Below are 23,697 nucleotides of genomic sequence, written 5' to 3'. Positions count from 1 at the left end.
ATTCATGGCCGCTTCCAGCAGTTCGCAGAAATTCATTGCGCGCAACCGTGCGCCGCGTGTGCAGATCGAGTATGACGTCGAGGTCTACGGCTCGGAGAAGAAGGTCGAACTGCCGTTCGTGATGGGCGTGCTCGCCGATCTGTCGGGCAAGCATCCGGTCGAGCCGCTGCCGGCGGTATCAGACCGGCGCTTTCTCGAAATCGACATCGATAATTTCGATGAGCGCATGAAGGCGATCCGGCCGCGCGTCGCGTTCGCCGTGCCGAATACGCTGACGGGCAACGGGCAGATGATGGTCGACATGACCTTCGAGAGCATGGAAGATTTTTCGCCCGCCGCGATCGCGCGCAAGGTCGAGCCGCTGCGCCAACTGCTGGAAGCGCGTACGCAGCTCGCCAATCTGCAGACCTACATGGATGGCAAGTCGGGCGCCGAGGCGCTCGTTACGCAGCTGCTGCAAGACCCGGCGTTGCTCAAGTCGCTGGCCGCCGCGCCGAAGCCCGAGCGGCAAGCGGACGAAATTGCCGATCAAGACGGCGCGAACTGACCGACGAACCGATAAAGGATGACCATCATGGCGAAACAGGAAGCCCGGGCCGCAGTTGTACAGACAGCCACCGAGTCCGATTTCACTCAGCTGCTGGAGCGCGAGTTCCGACCCAAGACCGACGACGCGCGCGAAGCCGTCGAACTGGCCGTTCAGACGCTCGCCGAGCAGGCGCTGGCTCAAACGGCGACGATCAGTGACGATGCGTACAAGAGCATCGCGGCGATCATCGCGCAGATCGATCACAAGCTCTCCGAGCAGATCAACCTGATCCTGCACCACGAGGATTACCAGGCGCTCGAATCGGCCTGGCGCGGCTTGAATCACCTCGTGTCGAACACCGAAACCGACGAACACCTGAAGATCCGCTTCATGGATGTCTCGAAGGCCGAGCTGCATCGCACGATGCGCCGCTACAAGGGCCTGGCCTGGGATCAGAGCCCGCTCTTCAAGCAAATCTACGAACAGGAGTACGGCCAGCTCGGCGGCGAACCGTACGGGTGCCTCGTTGCAGACTACTACTTTGACCATACGCCGCCGGATGTCGATCTGCTCGGCTCGATCGCGAAGGTCTCGGCTGCCGCGCACACACCGTTCATCACCGGCGCCGCACCATCAGTTCTGCAGATGGAGTCGTGGCAGGAGCTCGCGAACCCGCGTGACCTGACGAAGATTTTCACGCAGAACCTCGAATACACCGCGTGGAACTCGATGCGCAACACCGAAGACGCGCGCTATGTGGGACTCGCGATGCCGCGATTCCTCGCGCGCCTGCCGTATGGCGCGAAAACCAACCCGGTCGACGAATTCGATTTCGAGGAAGACACGAACGGTTCGGACCATGGGCGCTATGGCTGGGCGAACGCGGCGTACGCGATGGGCGTCAACATCAACCGTTCGTTCAAGCAGTACGGCTGGTGCTCGCTGATTCGCGGCGTCGAATCGGGCGGCACGGTCGAGAATCTGCCGACCCACACGTTCCCGACCGACGATGGCGGCGTCGACATGAAGTGTCCGACCGAAATCGCGATCTCGGACCGGCGCGAGGCCGAGCTGTCGAAGAACGGCTTTATTCCGCTCGTGCACCGCAAGAACACCGATCACGCGACCTTCATCGGCGCCCAATCGCTGCAGAAGCCTGCCGAGTATCACGATGCGGACGCGACGGCCAACGCGAACCTGTCCTCGCGTCTGCCGTACCTGTTCGCGTGCTCGCGCTTCGCGCACTACCTGAAGTGCATCGTGCGCGACAAGATCGGCGCGTTCAAGGAGCGCGAAGACATGCAGCGGTGGCTGAACGAATGGATCATGCATTACGTCGATGCCGATCCGACCAACTCGTCGCAGGAGACGAAGGCGCGCAGGCCGCTCGCGGCCGCTGAAGTGGTTGTCGAGGAGGTCGAGGGCAACCCCGGCTACTACAACTCGAAATTCTTCCTGCGCCCGCACTTCCAGCTCGAAGGGCTGACCGTCTCGCTGCGGCTCGTGACGAAGCTGCCATCGATCAAGGAAGCGGCTTAACCATCCGGTAGGTCCCGCAGGGCCGGACATCGAATTGCTTCGGTGGACGATGATCCACCTGTTTCAATCATTTAATAAAAGGAATACTACGCATGGCACAAGATATTTTCCTGAAGATCGACGGCATCAACGGTGAATCGCTCGACGACAAGCACAAGGACGAAATCGAGGTTCTGAACTGGGAGTGGGACATCCAGCAGGAATCGACGATGCACGCCGGCAGCGGCGGCGGTGCCGGCAAGGCGACCGTCAAGGATCTGACGTTCGACCACAACATCGACCGCGCCAGCCCGAACCTCATGAAGTACGCGCTCACGGGCAAGCACATCGACCAGGCAACGCTGGTGATGCGCAAGGCCGGTGGCAACCCGCTGGAATATCTGAAGCTCACGATGAGCGACGTGATCGTCACGCGCGTGAAGCCGTCGGGCAGCAAGAACGACGCGGAAAAGAGCCGTGAATCGGTGTCGCTGTCGTTCGCGAAGGTCAAGCAAGAGTACGTCGTGCAGAACGCGCAGGGCGGCAGCGGTGGCGCCGTGACCGCGAGCTTCGACATCAAGGGCAACAAGGAAGCGTAATTGAGTGGATGCCTCGCAACCGGCGCAAGCGCATCGTCTCCGCCGGTTGTGGGGCGTCCCACACAGTGAATAAGGGTTCATAGCCGCATGCGTTCGATACCGACCGTCGCCACGCTGGCCTGTTTGCTTGCGCTTTCCGCCTGCGCGAGCAGTGGCGAGCCGAAGTCGAAGGAGCCGATCCGGCTCGACATGCGCGTGAACGCGCTGCCCGATGTCAATCCGGACGACCGGGGAAGGGCTGCGCCGATCGTCGTGCGCATTTACGAACTGAAGAACGACGGCGCCTTCGAGACGGCCGATTTCTTCACGCTGCAGACCCAGGACAAAACGGTGCTGGCCGACGACGTTGCGAAACGCGACGAGTTGCAGTTGCGCCCTGGCGAGCACCGGACGTTCGTACGCCGGCCCGATCCGGCCACGAAGACCATCGGCGTGATCGCGGCTTATCGTGACTTGCCGAACTCGGTGTGGCGCGCGGTCTATGCGATGCCCGCCGCGCCGGACAAGGTGTGGTATCGCCTGTTCACGCCGAAGTTGAAACTGACCATCGATCTCGAGGCCAAGGCCGTCAAGATCACGGAAGCGAAGAAATGAAACACGTCGCGCAACAAAACGGACGGCACGCATGAGCTGGTATGCCAAGGTCGCCTGGCAGGAAGGGCTGTTCTTCCGCCCGCAGCTGTTCCAGCAGCAGGATCGCTATTTCGAGAAATACGCGCATCAGCGTGCGGCGCCGCTGTCGCCGTTCTTTTTCGGTTTTACGCACTTTGCGCTGGACATCGAGGCGCTCGCGCTTGGCAAGGTCATCGTCAAATCGGCTGCGGGTGTATTCGCTGACGGTACGCCGTTCGATGCACCGGGCAACACGCCGTTGCCGCCGCCGTTGACGATTCGGCAGGAGCATCTCGACCAGGTCATCTATCTGGCCGTGCCCGTCCGGTTGCCGAATTGCGAGGAGACCACCTTCGACAACACGCCCGATTCGCTCGCACGCTATCAGGTGTTCGACACTGAGCTGCGCGACACGAACTCGATCGGTCTTGCGCCCGAGTCGGTGCAACTGTCGAACTTGCGAGTACGCCTGCTGCCGGAAAAAGAGCTGGGCGATGCATGGATCGGTCTCGCACTTACGTGCGTGAAGACGATCCGCGCGGACGGCAGCATCGCGCTCGACGATACGCTCGTGCCACCGGTATCCGGCTACGGTGCGAGCGACCTGCTGACGAGCTGGGCCACGAAGATTCATGATCTCGCGCGCCTGCGCGCGAATGCGCTGGCGCAGCGGCTCGCCGGAACCGATGACACGACGGCGAGCGCGGCGACCGTTACTGATTACCTACTGTTGCAGATCCTCAACCGCTACGAGCCGCTGCTGCAGCATCTGCTGCGGGTGCCGGCGACGTCGCCGGCGGATGTCTATGCGCTCTTGATCGGCATGGCGGGCGAGCTATCGACGCATTTGCGCACCGACACGCGCCGGCCGCTCGAAACGCACCCGCCGTATCAGCATACGACGCCGCACGTGTGCCTGAAGCCGGTCGTCGACGACACGCACCGGCTGCTCAACGCCGTGTTGGTGCGCAGCGCGCAGAGCATCGTGCTGGAGGATCGCGGTCACGGCATGCGTAACGCGGTGGTCGATCCGGTTGATATGCAAGGGTTCACCGCATTGGTGCTGGCCGTGCATGCGGCGATACCGCAGGATGTGCTGCAGCAGCAGTTCTTGGCGCAGGCGAAGGCGGGGCCGTCGGACAAGCTGCCGAGCCTCGTGCGCAGTCACTTGCCGGGCATCGGCCTGCAAGCGCTGCCGGTGCCGCCGCGGCAGATTCCATTCAACGCGGGATACATCTATTACGAGCTGACCCAGGGCGGGCCGCTTTGGGAGGAAGTCGTGCGGCATGGTGGCGTTGCGCTGCACGTGGCGGGGGAGTTCCCGTCACTCAAGCTCGAATTGTGGGGCGTACGCGCATAAGCGCGGTCACGCGAAGAACCGAATCACCTCAAAAAGGAAATCTGATGATCGACCGTTCAGCTCAACAGCCTTCGTTTGCATTCGTTGCAGCCTCATGGGGCGCGCTGCTTGCGGGCTCATGTGCATACCTGATTGGCCTTTGGAACTCAGACATGCAGCTCAACGAGCGGGGGTATTACTTCACGGTGCTGGCGTACGGACTCTACGCGGCGATTTCGTTGCAGAAGAGCGTTCGCGATCGCGTCGAGGGGATTCCGGTCACCGGGATCTACTACGGCCTGAGCTGGACGTCGCTCATCCTCGCGATTCTGCTGCTCTGCGTCGGGCTCTTCAATGCAACGCTCGCGCTGAGCGAAAAGGGCTTCTATGCCATGGCGTTTGTGCTCGGTCTCTTCGGTGCGGTAGCTGTCCAGAAGAATACTCGCGATATTCAGGCCGTCCGATCAGCATTTCCGGAGTCGAATACGACATTCGAGATTCAAGATTCAGACAGCAGAGTTTGATCCATCGGAATCGGACTCGAGATGTGAATTGATGTCGCGGCGAAGCCGCTCGATTCGAGCTGATTGACACATACGTGACCGTATTGATTTGGCTCGAGAGCAATGGGAATTTCAATCCACGTTGGTCCAGCGACGCTGAAATGACCAATCTCGGCGCCGGCTTCGTCAGACACGTGTATTGAGTTAACCAGGAGATCAAAGAGGGTGAAAATTTCCATCATTGCGTCGTGCGGACGCGGTCGAGTTGCCGCTCGCCTTGCATTCGCGGTCGCCATTCTCGTTGGCGCGGGTAATTTGAGCGCCGGTGAAGAGACTGTTGATACATCCCCGTGGTCGTTTAGGTTGGTTGTCCTCGATCCTCCACGTCACGCGAATGCGGCGGCTTGTATTGCGGCGTCGGCTGACGGACGCGTGATTGCCGGGTTCCGGTCGGATGAGTCAAGTGAAACATCAAGGGCGGTTCGCTGGACCGCTCAAACGGGGTTCCAGTATCTACGTATACCCGGCTCAAAAGTAACGCGTGCTTATAACCTCTCTGCGGATGGATCGACAATCAGCGGAGCGACTCGTAGTGAGGGGCGCGGAGCACAAGGGTTTCGGTGGACAAAAAAGGGAGGGGTGAGGAAGTTTGGGGTGGGTTGGCGTCAGGTCGAAACGTCGGGTATTTCGGATAACGGCACGGTCGTTGTGGGCACGTCGTGGGAGCGAGACTTCGATCCGAAAGCGTTCTATTGGACCGAACAGGAGGGAGTGCAGTCGCTTGCAGACAATCCGGTATTCAACGCTTTAAGTCTGACCGATAGTGCGGCGCTTGGCGTTTCCGGTGACGGTTCAACGATTGTGGGGTGGGCTTCCGATTTTTATCGGAATCACGCATCGGTCTTTTACTGGACCAAGACGGCGGGCATGCAGATTATCGGTGACGCGGGAGGGAAAGACAATTTCCCTCGATGGATGGGCGTATCACGAGATGGATCAGTTGTTGTCGGCACCACGTTTGACGGCCCCAATCGAAGAGATGCAAGCCACGTATTTCGTTGGACTGCGAAGGAAGGAATGGTGAAGTTGGGCCCGGAAGGAAGCAAGTCCTATGCATTAGGTATGTCGTCCGATGGCTCGGCAGTGTTCGGTATGTATAGCGAGGAAGATCGCTGGGAATTTTTTGTCTGGTCGAAAGATCGAGGTTGGCGCGGGACGGGGATGGACGAATCCTTCTTGCGTAGTTATCAGTTTTTAGTTACAGATCGGGAAATTCTTTTGGTAAGTTTTCGCGATCAGAATTCGAGGCAACATAAGTGATGGAATATGTTCAAGAAGGCCGCGGTCACGATCGCTTATTTAATCTTCTAGGCGATATTGTCGGGTTGTCTTCACGCGAATAGTTGGAAGTAAGGTAGGGCATCCGTCACGTGCCGAATACATGACAGACGATCAATGATCCGATCGATTCAACGGAGATCCCGTAATGGCTTTGTTTGATGCACCACGGACGCTGTCGGTTTCCGGCGCAGCGCTGCCGATGTACGGCGGACAGTCGATCCTCACTCCGGTGAAGCTGACCGGCCGCGAAACCATCGGAGACCTGTTCGAGTACACGCTCGAACTGAAAACGCCGGATGCGCTCGGGTTTTCGCAGAGCATCGCGGCGAACGTCAAACTCGACAAGCTGATCGGCACGGAAGTGACCGTATCGATTCAGCTCGAGGGCAAGGGCCGCTTCATCCCCGGCTTGGCCGGCAATGCCGGAATGGCCAATCTCGGTGCGGGCGCACGCGAGATCACCGGTATCGTCAGCCACGCGACGATCGTGCGCGAGGATGGTCGTTCGATCGTGTATGCGCTCACACTGCGGCCGTGGCTCTGGCATGCAACAAAGAATTGCGACTGCCGAATCTTTCAGGACATGTCCGTGGTCGAGATCACCGATGCGGTGCTCTCGTCCTATCCGTTCCCGGTCGAAAAGCGTCTCACCACACCGCGACCGAACAAGGCATGGCCCAAGCGGGACATTCAACGCCAGCACCTCGAAAGCGACTGGGTGTTCCTGCAGCGTCTGTGGGAAGAGTGGGGCATCTACTACTTCTTCGAGCATAGCGAAGGCAAGCATCGGCTCGTGCTATGCGACTCGACCGGCGCGCTCAAACCGCTTGGTGACGCTTATGCTGCGCTTCGCTACGAGCCGCCGACCGGTCGACGGCTTGACGAGGAACACATTCAGGACTTCTCGGTCTCCCATGCGCTGACCACGGGCGCGGTGACGAGCGTCGACTACGACTATACGTTGCCGCGTGCGGACCTGACGGTGATGCACGAAGATCCTCGCGACACGGGGCTCGCCCACCAGGAGCATTACACATGGGGCGATTACGCGCAGCCGCAAGCTGGCGCGGCTGGGCTCTCCGGTGATCACAACGAGCCGCGCACGGAAGCGGAGTACCTGACGCTGGTGCAGATGGAGGCTTGGCGTTGTCAGGGGCTGAGGGCCTACTGCAAAGGTAACCTGCGCGGCGTGGTGACCGGCCAGACGTTCGTGCTGTCGCACTATCCGCAGGATGCGGCGAATCGCGAGTATGCGGTGATCGCCTGCAAGCTGACGATCGAGGAGATTGGCGAAGCGTCGGGATCCGGCCAGCGATACCGTTGCGAAGCGGATTTTACGGTGCAGCCGACCAATGAACCATTCCGGTTGCTTCGTACGATTGCGAAGCCGCGCATGAACGGCGTCGAATATGCCGTCGTAACGTGCCCCGAGAATCAGGAAATCTGGACCGATGCATACGGGCGGGTGAAGCTCCAGTTTCTTTGGGACCGGCTTGGCAATAACGACGAGCGTTCAAGTTGCTGGGTGCGCGTGGCCGGTGCGTGGCATGGCGATCAATTCGGCGGAATCTTTCTGCCGCGCCGTGGGCATGAGGTCGAAGTCGCTTTCGTCAACGGCGATCCGGACTTGCCGATCATCGTAGGTAGTGCGACCAATGCGTTCAACATGCCGCCGTTCGCATTGCCGGAAAACCAGACGCTGGCCGGCTATCGCAGCCGGGAGGTCGGTGGTCGTCGGGCGAATACGCTCGCCTTCGACGATGCAGGTACTGCTCCGCTGGTTCGACCCGCGTTCGCTTCCGTCGATTCTGGAGGTCTGGGGGAAGGCGGCGCACGCCGAACTCACCCGTCCGATGGCGATGTGGATGTACCGGGGTGGCCGCTCGGAGTGGCAACGCGTTGAAATCGATGAGCGCGCGTCGGCCGCAGACGCGGGAGAGTTTCCCCGGTCCTTCAGTCAACAGCAGCTCGATGAGTTGGAACGGCATGATGAACCGCATGCGCTCATGAGCGAGTTGAGCGACGTTGGTTTGATCGACGCGAGTCAGTCGTATGCAGCCAGATACGCGGATTTCCTTCGACGCTATAACCGTGCAGATGAGTGGGGGCTGACTTCACGTGCGGACCGCCACGCATTCTGTGTGGCCTCGTACCAGTATGGAGAGTCTTTCGAGCGCCACGATGAAATTCGATTGGCGATCAGATCGAGTATCGCCAGCGGGGCTCCGTTGGTGCAATCGTTCGAAATGGTTCCGGCCTATGTCTGGCGGGAGTTGATGCGTAGCCTCGAGAACAAGACGGCACTTCAAGAACCGGGGGTTAGGAAATGATGGTGTTTGTCCAGAAGCGTTTCGCCGCGGTATTCGTCGTTGGTTTGTTGTTGACACTGGCGGGTTGCTCAGATGCGGACGAGAGCAATCCGTCAGATGTGAGCGGCTACAACTATACCGACTACTACATCGCAGGATTTCGTGTTGGGATTGAAGGTCAAGATCTTTGGGCGGGAGGGCCAAACATTTTTCCGAAACGACATGGCGAGTCTCGCTCGGGTGGTGGCGGGGGAATGCGTTGCATCAGTATTCCTTCCAAATGGCGTCCTGACATGAAGCTCGTAGTTAAGTGGCGACGTGACACGCATCCCTACGACGACGATCGAAGCGGTGATCAGTGGCTTACTGCGACGACAGGAGTTCCGCCATACGGGCCGCGTACGGCCGGATTCTTGGTGCACTTTCTACCTGGTGACCGAATTCGTATCCAGATCAGGGGCGAGAAAGGAGTGCTCCCCAAAATAGATGATCGTGATCCCTTCGTCGTGCAGGGTGTCCTGGACCAAGCATTGAACGAGAAATGAGGAAAAGATGCGATGAGCGTAATCCGCTGGCCTGAGCCGTTCTGCGAATACCGTCGTCTTGAAAATGCAATGGCACTCCAAGAACCGGAGGTCGGGAAATGATCATGTTTGTCTGGAAGCGTTTCGCTACGCTATTCGTTGTTGGGTTGACGTTGATGTTGGTGGGTTGCTCGGATGCGAATGACGTTAACCCGTCGGACGTGAGTGGCTACAACTATACCGACTCCTACATCGCGGGATTTCGTGTCGGAAATGAAGGTCAGGAGCTTTCAGCGAGCGGACCAAACATCTTTCCGAAAAAGCCAGGTGCGGAACGTTCTGGAGGAGGGAAATACGTTTGTTGCATTGGTATTCCTTCGAAATGGCAGCCTGACATGAAACTCGTCGTCAAGTGGCGACGAGATACGCGCCCCTACGACGACGATCGAAGTGGCGATCAGTGGCTGACTGCGACCACCGAAGTGCCGCCGTATGGGCCGAGAACCTATGGTTTTTGGGTGCATTTTCTTCCGGGTGACCGTATCCGCGTTGAGATTCAGGACAAGCCGCCAATGCCAGTTAAACCAGCTGAGCAGGATCCCTACATTGTGCAGGGCGTGCTGGACCCTGAATTGAACGAGAAGTAAGGAGAAGATGCGATGAGCGTAATTCGTTGGCCAGAATCATTCAGCGAGCAAGGGCGTCTTGCCGAAGGGGAAGCTGCCAGATTGCTAGGAAAAAGTGCCTTGGCAGAGGACACGCCGGGCTGCGCGAAGACGCTGCACGTCAATCTGTTCTTCGATGGTACGAATAACAACAAAGAATGGGATGTTAAAGACAAGAAAAGACCCACGCATAGCAACGTCGCACGGTTGTTCAACGCCTGCAGTGACGATCGCGAGGTCGGGGAATATGCGTTTTACATTGCAGGCGTTGGCACTCCGTTTGATGAGATTGGCGAAGCGGCATTCTCGTCGGAAGGCAAGGCATTTGCTCTTGGTTTCGGCATGCGCGTGGCGTGGGGGTACACCCGCTTGCTGAACGCGCTGCATCAGGCAATGACAGGTAGCGCGCTGCTGGATCACACAGAATCCCGCGCCTTGTGCTCGCTGATCGACGCTGACGTCATCGCTTCGAACGACACGATGACCCGGATCGTTGGAAGGGCGTCAACGGTTTTTCCAGTGGCGGGGTCTCTCGCAACCGCTTCACGGATGCACTACGGATACAAGACTCGAGCGAAGCTGGAACGTCTCCACGGGGAGCTGTCCGCGCTTCAGAAGAAGCATAGCGGGCCGGGCGGCCAACTCAACCGTTCGATCAAGAAAGTATGGCTGAACGTTTTTGGGTTCTCCCGTGGCGCGGCGAGCGCGCGTGTATTTGTCAACCGCCTCATCAACACCTGGGCACCGGGTGGAATGATTGCTGGTTCGATTCAGTACGAAGTTAATTTCCTGGGAATTTTTGACACGGTGGCATCGGTTGGACTGCCGGATACCGTTACCGCTGCGGTCAATTTGGTCGACCTTGACGGGCACTGGGCATGGACGGCGGAAGGTGCCCTCAACATCCCCGCGTCGGTCAAGAAGTGTGTGCATTTTTTTTCGATTCACGAACAGCGGATGAGTTTTCCGCTCGATTCCATTCGAGAGAAGCAAGCCTATCCGGTCGGGGCGCCGCGCAGGATTGAGGTGGCCTATCCGGGGGTGCATTCGGATGTGGGGGGCGGTTATGCGTTCAACGAAGAAGGCAAGTCGCGGGATGGTGATGGTAGCAAGCTGAGTCAGATCGCCTTGCACAACATGTATATCGAGGCACTAAAGACCGGGGTGCCGTTAGCAGTAAAGACTGATAAAACTCCACTTCCGAAGATCGTGGAGCAGGACTTCCGTATATCTTCAAACGTTGCCCGCGCCTTTAACGACTGGCTCTCGACCGTCAATCAGAAACCCCTCGACAGCGTCGAATCGGCACTTCGCATCGGCATGGGGCAGTCGCTCGCATGGCGTACCTTGCGTGCGGATTATGGAAATCCGCAGGCCTACATCACGTCGCAGGAATTCTTCCAACATGCGCCTGAACACGAGGTCACGCCCTACGGACTGGAAACGCGAATCGCGAGCAAGGCCACATCGACTGCGCGGCTTGACGACTTGAAGCGCGAGAAGCAACAGCTCGAGAAGCAAAAGGCAGATCTTGAAGCTGCAGCGCTCAGCATGCCTGCGATTCCGGCCCTCGCGAATCCGTTCAAGAAAAAGGCGGCCGAACTTGCCGAGCAAATCAAGAAAAAGGATGCCGACATCCTGGCGGCCGCAGCGGGGAAACCGCCTCGCCCTGGCGAAGGCACGACGGACGTGATGACGAACGACAAGACCGACCTTCTGGAAGCCGCGGAAGAGTTCCGGCTCTTGCTGGCGTATCTGTATCCCGATCAACGATGGCGTTGGCAGGTGTACTGGGCACTACCACCGGCAGACACGGTGACGCTGAAGAAGGGGCCTATCGGAAAGGCAGTTCCCTTGGAGCAGAACGCCGAGGCGTATTACTTGACGGTCGACCGGAAGGATGTCGCTACGCACCGTAGGCAAGGGTCCACGGCTGCCTGGATGGGGGACCGTGACCGGGTGATCATGCTATTCGGCACCGTCGCCGAGTATCAGCCGACCCTGGATTTTGTTCTCACGCCGACGCAGGAGATGCTGCCGTTCCTGCTTAAGCACACGTCTGACGAGGCCGTGCGAAAGCTGCCTCGCGCCGCGATCCGCTTGCTGGACGATTATGTTCACGATAGCCGCGCATGGTTCCGCGTGCCCTATTTCCATGAATACGCACCCGGCGGTTACGGTTGGGCACGGACGGTCTTCGTCGGCGACGACAGGCGCGTGCGATCGCTCGGCCTGAAAGACGATGCCGCGCACATTGCCGCCGAACGTGCAAGGGTGGCGGCGGCGGATCGCGGCAACTACCTCGCCGAGCAGTTCCGGACGTTACCGCCGCCAGCGAAAGTCGACTTCAGCACCTTTCCGCGCTATTGAGCGCGCCAGCCTACGAATAGCACCATGTCAACCAGCATCGCAGTCGTCGGGGACACAACCGACCATGGCGGCCGGATCATTACCGGCTCGGATACGCACAAAATCGGCGGCAAGAAAATTGCCCGCCTGCACGATCTTGTCGATTGTCCGGAAACCTATCCGGACGGACGTCCGCACGGGATCAACAAGATTATCGAAGCCCATCCTACGCTCAGCGTCGGCGGGCGGTACGTTGCATTACATGGGCACCGCACCGAATGCGGCTGTCGGTTGATTGCCGCTTCAACGGCCAAGGTGGGGCGCTAACTATGTCGACACCCAGGAAATCCAGTGCACCGTTTGGCGCCGCGCAAACTCCCGTGAACGGCGAGGAAACATTGGAGAAAGCGTTGAACCGGGGGGACGATACGCCCGCCAGCCTGGATATTGCGCCTCCCGAAAGTTTCGAGCAGCGTCTGGCCAAGGTCAAGGTCGCGTCAAATCCGTTGCTCGAGGCTTCCCGCGTGTTGCTGCGTGCGCAGGCCGACATGCCAGAAAGATTTGAGTCGAGAGACGCGGTCGTGTTGTTGCGGAGGCTTCTCGCAGAGGAGGTCCGCGTGTTCGAGAGGCTATGCGAGCAGACCAATATCCGTCGCGACCACATGATCGGCGCGAGCTACTGCCTGTGCACGGCACTCGATGAAGCGGTCGCGCAAACCGCATGGGGCAAGGAGGGCTCGTCGGCGATCGAATGGATCCAAGGTGGACTCGCGACCACTTTCCATGGAGACCTCAAGGGCGGCGACAAGGTCTACCTGCTGATCGGCCGCTTGCTGGAGGACCCTCACGAGCATCGAGACCTCCTTCAGGTGATCTACCGGATTCTCAGTCTTGGTTTCGAAGGCCGCTACCGGGGCGTGACCGACGGTAAGCGCAAGCACGACGCGATTCGTCAGCGGCTCTACAACGTGATTACGTCGCAGCGCGATCCGGCGCCGCTGACGCTGTCGCCCCACTGGCAATCGACCGCGAAAGGCAAGCGCTTGGCCTTCACCGATTTTCCGGTATGGATCACCGTAACGGTACTGTCGGTAATCCTGCTCGGACTTTTCGGATGGTTCAAGTACGAACTGTTCAGCCGTAGCGCGGATGTTCAGAAGCAGATCGCCAACATCGCCCGCATGACGCCGCCGCCTGCACCGCCGCCACAGTTGCACCTCAAGCAGTTGCTCAAGGATGAAATTGCTGCCGGCACTGTCAGCGTCGACGAAGACGCCCGCCACAGCGCCGTCACGTTCCGCGGCGACGCGATGTTCAAGCCCGGCGGCGCTTCGGTTCAGGCATCGATGAATCCGCTGATTTCGAAGATAGCCGCAGAGATCGCCAAGGTGCCGGGCAAGGTAACGATCATCGGCTACACAGACAACGTGCCGATTCGCAGCCGGCATTTCGCATCGAATCAGGTGCTGTCGGAAGAGCGCGCCACCCAGGTCATGCAGATGCTGCAAACCGCCGGGGTGCCGGCCAACCGGCTCGAAGCCGTCGGGAAGGGCGATGCCGATCCGGTCGGCGACAACCGCACCGCGCAGGGGCGCGCACAAAACCGGCGCGTCGAGATCGACGTCGCACGCTAAGCCAGATCCGTTTCCGGAATAACACATGAAGAAGTTCCAGTTCCTGTCGTTTCTGGCCTCGCGCCAGTTCCTCGCGTTCCTCGCACTGATCGTTGTCGCACTGGTGATCTGGTTCGTCGGCCCGTTTTTCGCGTTCGGTGGGCTCAAGCCGCTCGCCGGCGCCGGCATGCGCGTGCTGCTGATCGCGCTGTTGCTCGCCGGTGTGCTGCTCTGGCTCGTGGGCTTGTCGACGAGCGTCGTGTTTGTCGCGTTGCTGTGCCTGCTGATCTGGTATGCGGCGCCGCTGCTGTCGCTCGGCCATACGGCGCCGCTCGAGCCCGTGTCGGCCCGACTCACCGCGATCGCACTGGTCGTGGCCGCTTTTGCCCTCTTCTGGATCGTCCGCCTGTGGCAAAAGATGCGCGAAGACGATGCGTTCATGAAGAAGATGCTGCGCATGGATCGCCGCAAGGATGAATCGCCTGCTGCCCCACGCTTGCAGAAAATCGAAGGGATCGTGACGAGCGCGCTCACGCGCCTCAAATCGATGCGTACCGGCGCGCGTGGTCTTGGCAAGCTGTTCCAGGGCAAGCGCTATTTGTACGAGTTGCCGTGGTACATCACGCTCGGATCGCAAAGGGCCGGCAAGACCAGCGTACTGATGAACGGCGGATTGGTGTTTCCCGTTGCCGAGCAGATGCAGCGCGCGGCCGGGATGCCTGTCGGCGACGCTGCCTCGGTGGACTGGTGGCTGACCAATGACGCGGTGTTGATCGACACGGCCGGCTACTACACGCGTCATGGCATGTCGACGGCCGAGGACGTCGATGCGCCCGTCGCGGAAACGGCAAAGCAGACAACCGGCGTTCCGGGCAAGAACGGCGCCGATGTCCAGCCGGCTGGAGAGGCTAAAGACGATGCGAAGCGGAATGAGGCAGCGCAATCGAAAGCCGCCGCCGTGTCGACCGCCAGCGGCCATGTCGTTCCGCCCGGTCAAGATGCGGGTGAACGCAGACAGAAGATCGATCGCGCGGAATGGCTTGGATTTCTGGGCATGCTGCGCCGGCATCGGCCTCGCGCGCCGATCAACGGCGCGTTGCTGACGATCGATCTTGCCACGTTGGCAGGTGCCGACGAACAGGCGCGTGTGGCTGAGGCTGCCGCGTTGCGTGCGCGGCTGGCCGAACTGAGACAGGAGTTGGGTATTCGTTTCCCTGTCTACGTGATGGTCACGAAGATGGATCGTCTGACGGGTTTCGCCGAGTATTTCGGGACGCTGGCGGCTGAGGGGCGGGCGCAGGCGTGGGGCTTCACGCTTCCATATGGCAAGGAAACGGTTGCAAAGGAAGGGCTGCGCGCGCGCTGCCAGGCGGAACTCGCCGAACTCGCGCAACGGCTTAGCGGTTCGATCGATACGCATCTGCAGGATGAGCACGATTCGCGCAAGCGCCGATCGCTTGCCGCTTTGCCCGAGGAGTTTGCCGCGCTGCTCGGACCGCTGCTCGACTTGATCGACCGGGTGTTTCTCGACTCGCGTTACGACGATACCCAGCTCCATTCGACGTTGCGCGGCGTGTATTTCGCGAGTGCGCGGCAACAGGACGGCGAGATCGTTGTTGAGCGCAGTACAGTCGTTCAACGCCTTCTGTCGACTCAGGACCGAGTTCCCGTTTCGTCGGCTCGGGCCGCCGAGGGCAACCAAGGTTTCTTCCTGCACGACCTCCTGACCCGTGTCGTGTTCCCGGAAGCGCATCTGGTGAGCCCCAACCTGCGCTGGGAATACCGCTACCGGCTTTTGCGCCTGATCGGCCACACGTTGGCCCTGCTGTTGTTCGTGTGGCTGGCAATCGGATTCCGCGCGAGCTTCGGCCACAACAGCGACTATCTCGATGCGATTGGCCGCAAGGTGACGGCGCTCACGGCTCGCGTCACCCAGCTCTACAAGGAACCCAAACTGGAAACCGTGCCGGACACGCTGACCGACGCACGCTATCTGCCGACCTTCCCGGGCCTGGACCTGTCGGGCCCGGACAGTACGTGGCGCTACGGTCTCTATACGCCAACGGACATCGCCACCGAAAGCCGCCAAGCCTACGACGCGCTCGAGGACAACCTGCTGCTGCCGCAGATCGTGCGCCGCCTGGAAGACGTCATGTCCGGTGCGATCGCCAGCAAGGATCCGAAGGCCGCCTACGATGCGCTGCGCGTATACCTGATGCTGTACGACAAGGCGAAGTTCAATGCAGATGACGTCAAGGCATGGGTGCTCGACGACTGGGCGAAGACCGACAGCGCGGCGGTTTTCGGTGGACGTGCGTCGATGATCGACCACGTGCAGCAGCTCTTCTCCGGAGAGCGCGTGGTGCAGTCGCCGCTGATCCGCAACGATGCGCTGATGCAGCAGGCGCGCGCGTTTCTCGACGGTAGCAACGCAACCGATCGCCTTTACCAGCGCGCGAAGGCGGCCATGCTCAAGGAGGCGCCCGACGAGTTTACGCTCCTGCGCGCGGTCGGCCCGCAGGCCGGCACGGTGTTCACGCGGGCGAGTGACGCGCCGTTGTCGCGCGGCGTGTCGGGTCTGTTCACGTACGAAGGTTATCGGAACCTGTTCGACAAGCGATTGCCGGAATTCGTGCAGATCGCGCGAGACGACGATGCGTGGGTGATGGGACGCTCGTATCTGGCGAGGTTGTCGGATTCGGCGCAAAAAAAAACGGCTGAGATCGTGAGCAACGCGACCGGCGCGGACGATGCGTTGACCGATGCGGTCCGCCGCGAATACCTGATGGAATATGCGCAGCAGTGGGACGCGTTTCTCGACGACATCCGGACCGTGAGCGGCACGAGCCTTGCGTTCAATCTGAAGGTGCTGCGCAGCTTCGCGGCGCCCGATTCGCCGCTGGTGCGGCTTGCGCGCGCAGCCGTGCACGAGACGACGCTCACGCAGTCGATGGCCGCGTCGGACGGTTCGCTGCTGCAGCGGGCCGCCGATCAGCTCAATCAGAAGGCGGACAAGGCGTTGGGTATTCGAGCGTCGGAACGCGTCGAACGGGAACTCGTCGACAATCACTTTGCGGCGCTGCGCGAGGTCGTGACAGGGAGCGTGGATGCGCAATCCGATCCGCAGCCTGCCGCCACGCAGGCGGACAAGACGGGGCTGGACGGCGTCACCAACCTGCTGAACGACTATTACACGACGCTCACCGTTGCCGACAATGCGTTGTCGAACAACAGCATGCCACCGGCGAGCGACGTAGCCGCGAAACTGAAGATGACGGCCGACACGATGCCCGCGCCGTTCCGCGCGGTATTGCTGCAGCTCGCCGCGGATGGTTCGCGCGAAGTCAATCAGGGGATTGGCCAACTGCTGTCGCGCCAGATGCAGGCGGTGGTCGGCGACACATGTCGGCTGATTGTCGAGGGCAATTATCCGTTTTCACCGGACAGCAAGCGTGATGTCAGCATCGACGATTTCACCCGGGTGTTTGCGCAGGGCGGCGTGATCGACGACTTCTTCGCAAAAACGCTTGCGCCGTTCGTCGATACGGCCGCGAAGCCTTGGCGTTACCGGACACTGCCGGGCGCGACCGAACCCATGCAGGGGCCGGACCTTGAGCCGTTCGAGCATGCGAAGGCAATCCGCGACGTCTTCTTCAACGATCCCGGCCACAAGCAACTGACCTGGAAGGCCGACATCCGGATTCCCGAGCTCGACCCGACGATCATGAGCCTGTCGCTCGACATCGATGGACAGACGACGCTTTATCAACACGGTCCGGTCGCGCCTTTCACGGTCACGTGGCCGGGGCCGCGCGGCGGCGTCCACACGGAAATCACGGCCAGTCCGCGGATTCGGCCGGATACGTCGACGATCGCCGCGGACGGACCGTGGGCGTTGATGCGCCTGCTCCAGACGGGTCGTGTGGTGGAGACGGCGACGCCGGGCCGCACACGCGTCGCGTTCAGTTTCGACGGTCGTCAAGCGGCGCTCGACGTCGTGAGCGCCGGGAGTGTCGCGAATCCGCTGACGAGCGACGTGCTGAAGACGTTCCGGTGTCCCAGCACGATGTCGGCGTTCAACCTGCCGGACAGCGGCCCGCCGCCGGGGTTGCCGCGAGGCATGTTGCCGGCGAGCGCGGGAAGCGCTTTCCACTGAACCGGCAGGGATCGATCGATGACTCTTTCGACAACTGATCCGCAGGGCCACGCAGGGGCCGTGGCGTCGCCGCCTGTTGCCGCACGGCTCAAGGCAGCGGAGCAGGCGATCAACCCGCTGCTCGAAGCGTCGCGCATCCTGTTGCAGGCGTTGTCCAATACGCCTGAAACGCTCGATGCCGACGCTATTGCACGGTGGCGTCGATGGCTGGGCCAGGAAATTCTTCTCTTCACCCGCATCTGCGGTGAGTTCCAGGTCCGACCCGAGCACGTCCGGTGCGCAAGCTATTGTCTGTGCTCCGCGCTCGACGAGGCGGCGATGCAGACGTCTTGGGGAAAGGGCGAAACAACCGGCGTCGAATGGCAGGACAACAGCCTGGCGAGTGTGTTAGGGCATGATCGTCAGGGCGGCGACCGTGTTTTCCAGCTGATCGACGAGGCAATGCGCCATCCGCGCGAGAACCTCGATCTGATTGAGTTGTACCAGAACATACTCGATCTCGGGTTTCGTGGGCGATACCGATTCGAAGCAGGTGGTCAAAAGCGCTTGCAGGTCATTCGCGAACACGTACACGACGTGGTTATGTCGGGTGGGCAGAGCGTGAATCGCATCAGCGAGCCGCTGAAACGTCGGCGACAGACGGTCGATCCGTGGGTACGTCCGGTGGCGGTGCGTCGGTCGCGAACGAGGTTCGTCGGAGGTCTCGCGGTTGCGTTGCTGCTGGGAGCGGGGGGATATGCCGCCGTAGACCGTTGGGTTCGCACGAAAGAGAGGCTCCGGGCGTCGCCGCTCGATGCGCTGGCTCGCAATCTGGAACTGCGCCTTCGCGATGAAGTTGCTGCAGGGAATGTCGAACTGATCCGCGACGCCGGGCGCAATGCCTTGACGCTCCGATTCAGCGGAATGTTTGGGCCCGGGGAAGCAACGGTGGCGCCGTGGGGCGCTTCGGTGGCGGCTTCGGCCGGCCGAGAAATCGCGGCTGTGACCGAGGGCGCGACCGTCCGGGTGGCGGGATACGCGGATAGCACACCGATCAGTTCGACACGTCAAGCATCTAACCAGGCGCTTTCCGAAGTGCGAGCACGGCGCGTGGCCCAAATTCTCGTTGCGGCAGGAGTACCGGCGCCGCGCATCAACGTCGAGGGAAATGGCGATGCCGATTCGCTGGCGGACAACGGCACCGCGTCGGGAAGGGCGAGAAATCGTCGCGTCGAAGTGACCATTACAGATTGATGCCTGATTGCGAACGTGCGCGCGCTCATTGACGTGCTGCGCGAGCGGGCCGGCACCGACTCGCGCGACAAGGCGGTCGGGCTGGCGGAGCACGAGCGGGCGAAGTGACGGGCGCGATGACGGAGCGATGAAGGGCCCGTGAGGCGGGCGCGGCAATTCGTCCCCATTCCCCGAACCCGTGCCCGCTCGCGGTTTTTCCCTCGCTCGCGCCGCGCAGCCGGGAGAATTTCTCCCAAAAGCATCACAAGTCATTCATCCGATGAAAAATCCGCGGTGGTCCCCTGTATGATGCGCACCTTGCGCATGAATTCGATGCGTCCCCGATCCGCCCGCCGCGCCCGAACCGCCCGGTGCGGGATCGAAAGATTCTGTAATATAAATTCCGTATACTCGTAATTTCTGATCCAGGCGCCGCCTGCCTCCGTCGCAGGCCGACCGCCCACGCAGAACAACCAGATGCGTCGCCGCCCGGCCGTCCCGCGCCGCGACATGCTATGCGCCACCACTGAACAATCTATGTCTTCCCGCCACCCTGGTCCGCCCGGCCGTGCCGCGACGGCGATCGCCCGTGTGTCGACGCTGATCCGCAACGAGCGCGTGCTGTCGCCGCTGCTCGCGCTCGGCATCGGCCTGCTGCTGATCGTGGTTTTCCAGCACCTGTCCGAATCCGTCGACTATCGGTCGGTGATCCGCCAACTGCGCCACATGTCCGTCGGCGAATGGGGCGCGTCGCTGGCCGCGACGGCCCTCAGCTATCTCGCGCTCGTCGCCCGCGATGCGGTCGGCCTGCGCTACGTCGCCGCGAAGGTGCCGCGTGCCGCGCTGTGGATCGGCGCGATCGCCGGCTCCGCGCTCGGCAACGCGACCGGCTTCGGCGCGCTGACGGGCGGCGCGGTACGCGCTCGCGTGTACGGCGTGTCGGGCGTCACGCCCGCGCAGATCGGCCGGATGACGGTATTCACCAGCGGCACGCTCGCGCTCGCGCTGGTACTGATGACGGCGCTCGGCATGGTCTGCGTGCCGCAGACGCTCGCAGCAATGCTGCATGTCGTGCCCGGCGTGCTCACGTGGAGCGGCGCCGCGCTGCTTGCGTTGCTCGCCGTGATGACCGCGATGTGCGGCAACACCGCGCGTCCGGTCGTCACGCGCTTCACATGGCTATCGTTTGACGTGCCCGCGCGGCGCGATCTCGTCGCCCAGGTCGTGTACGCGGTGCTCGACGTCGTGGCCGCCGGCCTGACGCTGTGGGTGTTGCTGCCGGCCGCGCCGGTCGGCTTCCCGACCTTCATCACCGTGTACGCGGCCGCGCTGCTGCTCGGGATGATCGGCCATACGCCGGGCGGGATCGGCGTGTTCGAGGCCGCGATGGTCTTCACGCTGGGCCGCGAAGTGCCCGCGCACGAGATGGTCGCCGCGCTGATCGCCTATCGCGCGATCTACTTCGGCGTGCCGCTCGTGCTGTCGGCCGGCCTGCTGGCCGGTTTCGAGGGCCGCGCGCTGCGGCGCCGGCTCGTGTCGCGGCAGGCCGCGCGCGTGTCGCAACTGGCGCCGCTGTTCCTGAGCCTCGTGACCTTCGCGGTCGGCGGGATGCTGGTGATCTCGAGCGCGACGCCCGCGTTCTGGCACCGGATCGCGATCCTGCGCAACATCGTGCCGCTGTGGGTGCTCGAAGGCTCGCAGGTGATCTGCAGCGTGCTGGGCGTCGCGTTGCTGTTCGTCGCGCGCGGACTGCTGCGGCGGCTGGACGGCGCATGGTGGATGACCTTCGCGCTGACGCTCGCGAGCCTCGCGCTGTCGTTCGCGAAGGGCCTCGCGTTCGTCGAGGCGGGCGTGCTCGGCACGCTGCTGGTGCTGCTGCTCGTCAGCCGCCGCCGTTTCAACCGTCACTCGTCACTGCTCGCCGAGCGCTTCACGGTGAGCTGGTTCGTGTCGGTGACGATGGTGCTCGTCCTCGCCGTGTGGGTGCTGTGCTTCGCGTTCCGCGACGTGCCGTACACGCGCGATCTGTGGTCGCATTTCGCGTTCGACGAGCGCGCGCCGCGGGCGCTGCGCGCCACGCTCGCGGCCGGCGTGTTCGTCGCGATGTTCGCGCTATGGCAGCTGCTGCGTCCCGCACCCGGCCGTTTCGTGAAGCCGGTCGCGCAGGACCTGCTCGACGCCGAGCAGATCATCCGCGCGCAGGAATGCAGCGATGCGGGCCTCGCGCTGATGGGCGACAAGTCGTTCCTGTTTTCCGAATCGCGCCGCGCGTTCCTGATGTACGCGAAGAACGGCCGCACGTGGGCCGCGCTGCACGACCCGGTCGGCCCGCGTGAGGAATGGCCGGCGCTGATCGGCAAGTTCATTGCGCTGGCGCACGCGCACAGCGGCCGCGCGGCGTTCTACCAGGTGCGCGCGAACGCGCTGCCGCTGTATCTCGACGCGGGGCTCACGCTGATGAAGCTCGGCGAGGAAGCGCACATCGCGCTCGACCGGTTCGACCTGAAGGGCTCGAACCGGTCGCACCTGCGCTATGCACTGCGCCGCGGCGACAAGGACGCGCTGACGGTCGAGGTGATCGCGCCGCGCGACGTGCCGGCTGCGCTGCCGTCGCTGCGCGACATCTCGGACGGCTGGCTCGACAGCCGCGACGCGCGCGAGAAAAGCTTCTCGGTGGCCGCGTTCCACGACGGCTATCTCGCGACGCAGTCGGTGATGCTGGTGCGCCAGGCCGACAAGCCGATCGCGTTCGTCACGTTCATGACGACCGACCTCAACACCGAGGCGACGGTCGGCGTGATGCGCCATCTGCCGGACGCGTCGCCGTATGCGATGGAGTATCTGTTTACGCAGCTCGCGCTGCATCTGAAGGAAGCGGGGTTCCGCAAGCTGAGCCTGGGCATCGCGCCGTTCTCGGGGATGGGGGCGGCGAAGATGCCGTCGCCATGGCACCGGTTCGGGCTGATGGTCTGGCGCTTCGGCGGCCGCTTCTACAACTTCCGTGGCTTGCGTGCATTCAAGAGCAAGTTCGAGCCGCACTGGGAGCCGCGCTATCTCGCGGCCTCGGGCTCGGTTGGCGTGTTCGTCACGCTCGCGGATCTGTCCCTGCTGGCTGGAGGTCGGCGTTCATGATGTTGAAGAAGGGTATCGCGCAGGCGGCAGTCGCCTGCGCGGGAATGATGCTGGCCGGCGCCGCGCTCGCGGCGCAGCCGGCGGCGGCGAAACCGGAAACCGTGTCGGGCGGCCGCTACGGCCCCGTGACCGTGACGAAGCCGAGCGGCCCGCTGCGCGGCTTCGTGGTGCTGTACTCGCGTGAGCGCGGCTGGGGCGCCGCCGACCAGCAGGCGGCCGACGCACTCGCGAAAGCGGGCGCGATGACGGTCGGCGTGGATTCGGAGCGCTATGCGGCGAACCTCGCCGCGAAGCAGGAAACCTGTCACCACCTCGACGGCGACGCCGAGGCGGTCAGCCACCAGCTCGAACGCCTCGCGCAATCGGCGCGTTACTACACGCCGATCGTCGCGGGCGTGGGCCAGGGCGGCGCGATCGCGAAACAGATCCTGTCGATGGCGCCGGAGAACACGATCGCCGGCGTCGCGTCGGTGGCGCCGGCCGCGAAGCTCGATGCGCGCTTCAAGCCGTGTCCGCCGGATCCGACGATCGTGCGCCGCGCGATGCCTGGCTTCGTCGAAACGGCCGCGGCCGGCGACACCGCGAAGCTCGTGTCGCTCGTCGCGTCGCACCTGCACGACACCAGCCGCAGCGACGAGCTCGACGTGTCGGACCTGCCGCTCGTCGAGCTGCCGGCCAAGGGCGGCAGCGACCGCCTCGCGATCGTGATCTCGGGCGACGGCGGCTGGCGCGATCTCGACAAGACGATCGCCGAGGCGTTGCAGCGCGACGGCGTGTCGGTGGTCGGCATCGACAGCCTGCGCTACTTCTGGAGCGAGAAGCCGCCCGCACAGGTGAGCCGCGACCTGGCGCGCGTGATGCGCACGTACATGGCGCGCTGGCATGCGAACCGTGTGGCGCTCGTCGGCTACTCGTTCGGCGCGGACGTGATGCCGTTCGCGTACAACCGGCTGCCGGCCGACCTGCGCGACAAGGTCTCGGTGATGTCGCTGCTCGGCTTCGCGCCGGCGGCGGATTTCCAGATTCGCGTGACGGGCTGGCTCGGGATGCCGGCGAGCGACAAGGCGATGAAGGTCGCGCCGGAAATCGCGAAGGTGCCGCCGCCGCTCGTGCAGTGCTTCTACGGCGCGGAAGAGACGGACACGATGTGCCCCGCGCTCGTGAATACGGGTGTCGACGTGATCAAGACGGGGGGCGACCACCACTTCGGCCACGACTACATCGCGCTCGAGAGGAAGATTCTCGGTGCGTTCGGCAAGCCGGTCGCGGCGCGCTGAACGCGGGCGCCCGCTTCGT

Annotated in this window: 17 protein-coding genes and 1 pseudogene; all 18 read left to right on the top strand. The window is 62.2% G+C overall.

Annotated features, from left to right (window positions below):
* Nucleotides 1-4 precede the first annotated feature (4 nt).
* The 18 genes and pseudogenes from tssB (at nucleotide 5) to DIE15_RS01490 (ending at nucleotide 23,678) form a co-directional block, all read left to right on the top strand.
* Complete coding sequence (gene tssB / locus DIE15_RS01575) at nucleotides 5-547, top strand: type VI secretion system contractile sheath small subunit (protein WP_124832180.1); 543 nt, start codon at nucleotides 5-7, stop codon at nucleotides 545-547.
* Between the two features lie 27 nt (nucleotides 548-574).
* Complete coding sequence (tssC, locus tag DIE15_RS01570) at nucleotides 575-2,068, top strand: type VI secretion system contractile sheath large subunit (protein WP_124832178.1); 1,494 nt, start codon at nucleotides 575-577, stop codon at nucleotides 2,066-2,068.
* Between the two features lie 92 nt (nucleotides 2,069-2,160).
* Complete coding sequence (locus tag DIE15_RS01565) at nucleotides 2,161-2,646, top strand: Hcp family type VI secretion system effector (RefSeq protein ID WP_057925018.1); 486 nt, start codon at nucleotides 2,161-2,163, stop codon at nucleotides 2,644-2,646.
* 87 nt (nucleotides 2,647-2,733) lie between these two features.
* Complete coding sequence (tssJ, locus tag DIE15_RS01560) at nucleotides 2,734-3,240, top strand: type VI secretion system lipoprotein TssJ (protein ID WP_124832176.1); 507 nt, start codon at nucleotides 2,734-2,736, stop codon at nucleotides 3,238-3,240.
* A 31-nt stretch (nucleotides 3,241-3,271) separates the two neighbouring features.
* On the top strand, nucleotides 3,272-4,618 hold the full coding sequence (gene tssK / locus DIE15_RS01555) for a type VI secretion system baseplate subunit TssK (RefSeq protein ID WP_124832174.1): 1,347 nt from the start codon (nucleotides 3,272-3,274) through the stop codon (nucleotides 4,616-4,618).
* Between the two features lie 44 nt (nucleotides 4,619-4,662).
* Nucleotides 4,663-5,121, top strand: coding sequence for an inner membrane protein YiaA (yiaA, locus tag DIE15_RS01550; RefSeq protein WP_124832172.1), 459 nt, complete (start codon nucleotides 4,663-4,665; stop codon nucleotides 5,119-5,121).
* A 204-nt stretch (nucleotides 5,122-5,325) separates the two neighbouring features.
* On the top strand, nucleotides 5,326-6,420 hold the full coding sequence (locus tag DIE15_RS01545) for a hypothetical protein (protein ID WP_185734333.1): 1,095 nt from the start codon (nucleotides 5,326-5,328) through the stop codon (nucleotides 6,418-6,420).
* Nucleotides 6,421-6,586: 166 nt separating this feature from the next.
* The gene (locus DIE15_RS01540; protein ID WP_244104787.1) at nucleotides 6,587-8,344 is read left to right on the top strand and encodes a type VI secretion system Vgr family protein; all 1,758 of its coding nucleotides are present in this window, start codon (nucleotides 6,587-6,589) and stop codon (nucleotides 8,342-8,344) included.
* A complete protein-coding gene (locus tag DIE15_RS01535; protein WP_244104788.1) occupies nucleotides 8,307-8,771 on the top strand; it encodes a hypothetical protein in 465 nt (154 codons plus the stop codon). Before DIE15_RS01540 ends, DIE15_RS01535 begins: the two co-directional genes overlap by 38 nt.
* Nucleotides 8,768-9,295 carry a DUF3304 domain-containing protein gene (locus DIE15_RS01530; protein ID WP_124832168.1) on the top strand — a complete coding sequence of 176 codons (528 nt, stop codon included), beginning with the start codon at nucleotides 8,768-8,770 and terminating at the stop codon, nucleotides 9,293-9,295. Before DIE15_RS01535 ends, DIE15_RS01530 begins: the two co-directional genes overlap by 4 nt.
* 98 nt (nucleotides 9,296-9,393) lie before the next feature.
* Nucleotides 9,394-9,921: a DUF3304 domain-containing protein gene (locus DIE15_RS01525; RefSeq protein WP_124832166.1), complete on the top strand. Its 528-nt coding sequence runs from the start codon at nucleotides 9,394-9,396 to the stop codon at nucleotides 9,919-9,921.
* Nucleotides 9,922-9,933: 12 nt separating this feature from the next.
* Nucleotides 9,934-11,070, top strand: a pseudogene (locus tag DIE15_RS38090) (T6SS phospholipase effector Tle1-like catalytic domain-containing protein); the annotation flags it as partial.
* 1,263 nt (nucleotides 11,071-12,333) lie between these two features.
* Complete coding sequence (locus DIE15_RS01515) at nucleotides 12,334-12,615, top strand: PAAR domain-containing protein (RefSeq protein WP_082664606.1); 282 nt, start codon at nucleotides 12,334-12,336, stop codon at nucleotides 12,613-12,615.
* Nucleotides 12,616-12,617: 2 nt separating this feature from the next.
* The gene (gene tssL / locus DIE15_RS01510; RefSeq protein WP_124832162.1) at nucleotides 12,618-13,922 is read left to right on the top strand and encodes a type VI secretion system protein TssL, long form; all 1,305 of its coding nucleotides are present in this window, start codon (nucleotides 12,618-12,620) and stop codon (nucleotides 13,920-13,922) included.
* Nucleotides 13,923-13,947: 25 nt separating this feature from the next.
* Complete coding sequence (tssM, locus tag DIE15_RS01505; RefSeq protein ID WP_124832160.1) at nucleotides 13,948-18,057, top strand: type VI secretion system membrane subunit TssM; 4,110 nt, start codon at nucleotides 13,948-13,950, stop codon at nucleotides 18,055-18,057.
* Nucleotides 18,058-18,075: 18 nt separating this feature from the next.
* Nucleotides 18,076-19,290 (top strand): type IVB secretion system protein IcmH/DotU, encoded by a 1,215-nt coding sequence (icmH, locus tag DIE15_RS01500; protein ID WP_082664607.1) that lies wholly within the window; start codon nucleotides 18,076-18,078, stop codon nucleotides 19,288-19,290.
* A gap of 516 nt (nucleotides 19,291-19,806) precedes the next feature.
* Nucleotides 19,807-22,401 carry a bifunctional lysylphosphatidylglycerol flippase/synthetase MprF gene (gene mprF / locus DIE15_RS01495; RefSeq protein WP_124832158.1) on the top strand — a complete coding sequence of 865 codons (2,595 nt, stop codon included), beginning with the start codon at nucleotides 19,807-19,809 and terminating at the stop codon, nucleotides 22,399-22,401.
* Nucleotides 22,398-23,678 (top strand): virulence factor family protein, encoded by a 1,281-nt coding sequence (locus tag DIE15_RS01490; protein WP_124832156.1) that lies wholly within the window; start codon nucleotides 22,398-22,400, stop codon nucleotides 23,676-23,678. The genes mprF and DIE15_RS01490 overlap by 4 nt, the downstream gene beginning before the upstream one ends.
* Nucleotides 23,679-23,697 lie beyond the last annotated feature (19 nt).

It is taken from the genome of Burkholderia sp. Bp9031 (assembly GCF_003857965.1).
Lineage (GTDB): Bacteria > Pseudomonadota > Gammaproteobacteria > Burkholderiales > Burkholderiaceae > Burkholderia > Burkholderia ambifaria_A.
The sequence above is the reverse complement of the archived record's forward strand: the minus strand, read 5'-3'. Positions and strand labels throughout refer to the sequence as shown.

Excerpts from the sequence above, each read along its gene's own strand:
- tssB (WP_124832180.1), top strand. The coding sequence starts at position 5 with ATGGCCGCTTCCAGCAGTTCGCAGAAATTCATTGCGCGCAACCGTGCG.
- tssC (WP_124832178.1), top strand. The coding sequence starts at position 575 with ATGGCGAAACAGGAAGCCCGGGCCGCAGTTGTACAGACAGCCACCGAG.
- DIE15_RS01565 (WP_057925018.1), top strand. The coding sequence starts at position 2,161 with ATGGCACAAGATATTTTCCTGAAGATCGACGGCATCAACGGTGAATCG.
- tssJ (WP_124832176.1), top strand. The coding sequence starts at position 2,734 with ATGCGTTCGATACCGACCGTCGCCACGCTGGCCTGTTTGCTTGCGCTT.
- tssK (WP_124832174.1), top strand. The coding sequence starts at position 3,272 with ATGAGCTGGTATGCCAAGGTCGCCTGGCAGGAAGGGCTGTTCTTCCGC.
- yiaA (WP_124832172.1), top strand. The coding sequence starts at position 4,663 with ATGATCGACCGTTCAGCTCAACAGCCTTCGTTTGCATTCGTTGCAGCC.
- DIE15_RS01540 (WP_244104787.1), top strand. The coding sequence starts at position 6,587 with ATGGCTTTGTTTGATGCACCACGGACGCTGTCGGTTTCCGGCGCAGCG.
- DIE15_RS01535 (WP_244104788.1), top strand. The coding sequence starts at position 8,307 with ATGTACCGGGGTGGCCGCTCGGAGTGGCAACGCGTTGAAATCGATGAG.
- DIE15_RS01530 (WP_124832168.1), top strand. The coding sequence starts at position 8,768 with ATGATGGTGTTTGTCCAGAAGCGTTTCGCCGCGGTATTCGTCGTTGGT.
- DIE15_RS01525 (WP_124832166.1), top strand. The coding sequence starts at position 9,394 with ATGATCATGTTTGTCTGGAAGCGTTTCGCTACGCTATTCGTTGTTGGG.
- DIE15_RS01515 (WP_082664606.1), top strand. The coding sequence starts at position 12,334 with ATGTCAACCAGCATCGCAGTCGTCGGGGACACAACCGACCATGGCGGC.
- tssL (WP_124832162.1), top strand. The coding sequence starts at position 12,618 with ATGTCGACACCCAGGAAATCCAGTGCACCGTTTGGCGCCGCGCAAACT.
- tssM (WP_124832160.1), top strand. The coding sequence starts at position 13,948 with ATGAAGAAGTTCCAGTTCCTGTCGTTTCTGGCCTCGCGCCAGTTCCTC.
- icmH (WP_082664607.1), top strand. The coding sequence starts at position 18,076 with ATGACTCTTTCGACAACTGATCCGCAGGGCCACGCAGGGGCCGTGGCG.
- mprF (WP_124832158.1), top strand. The coding sequence starts at position 19,807 with ATGTCTTCCCGCCACCCTGGTCCGCCCGGCCGTGCCGCGACGGCGATC.
- DIE15_RS01490 (WP_124832156.1), top strand. The coding sequence starts at position 22,398 with ATGATGTTGAAGAAGGGTATCGCGCAGGCGGCAGTCGCCTGCGCGGGA.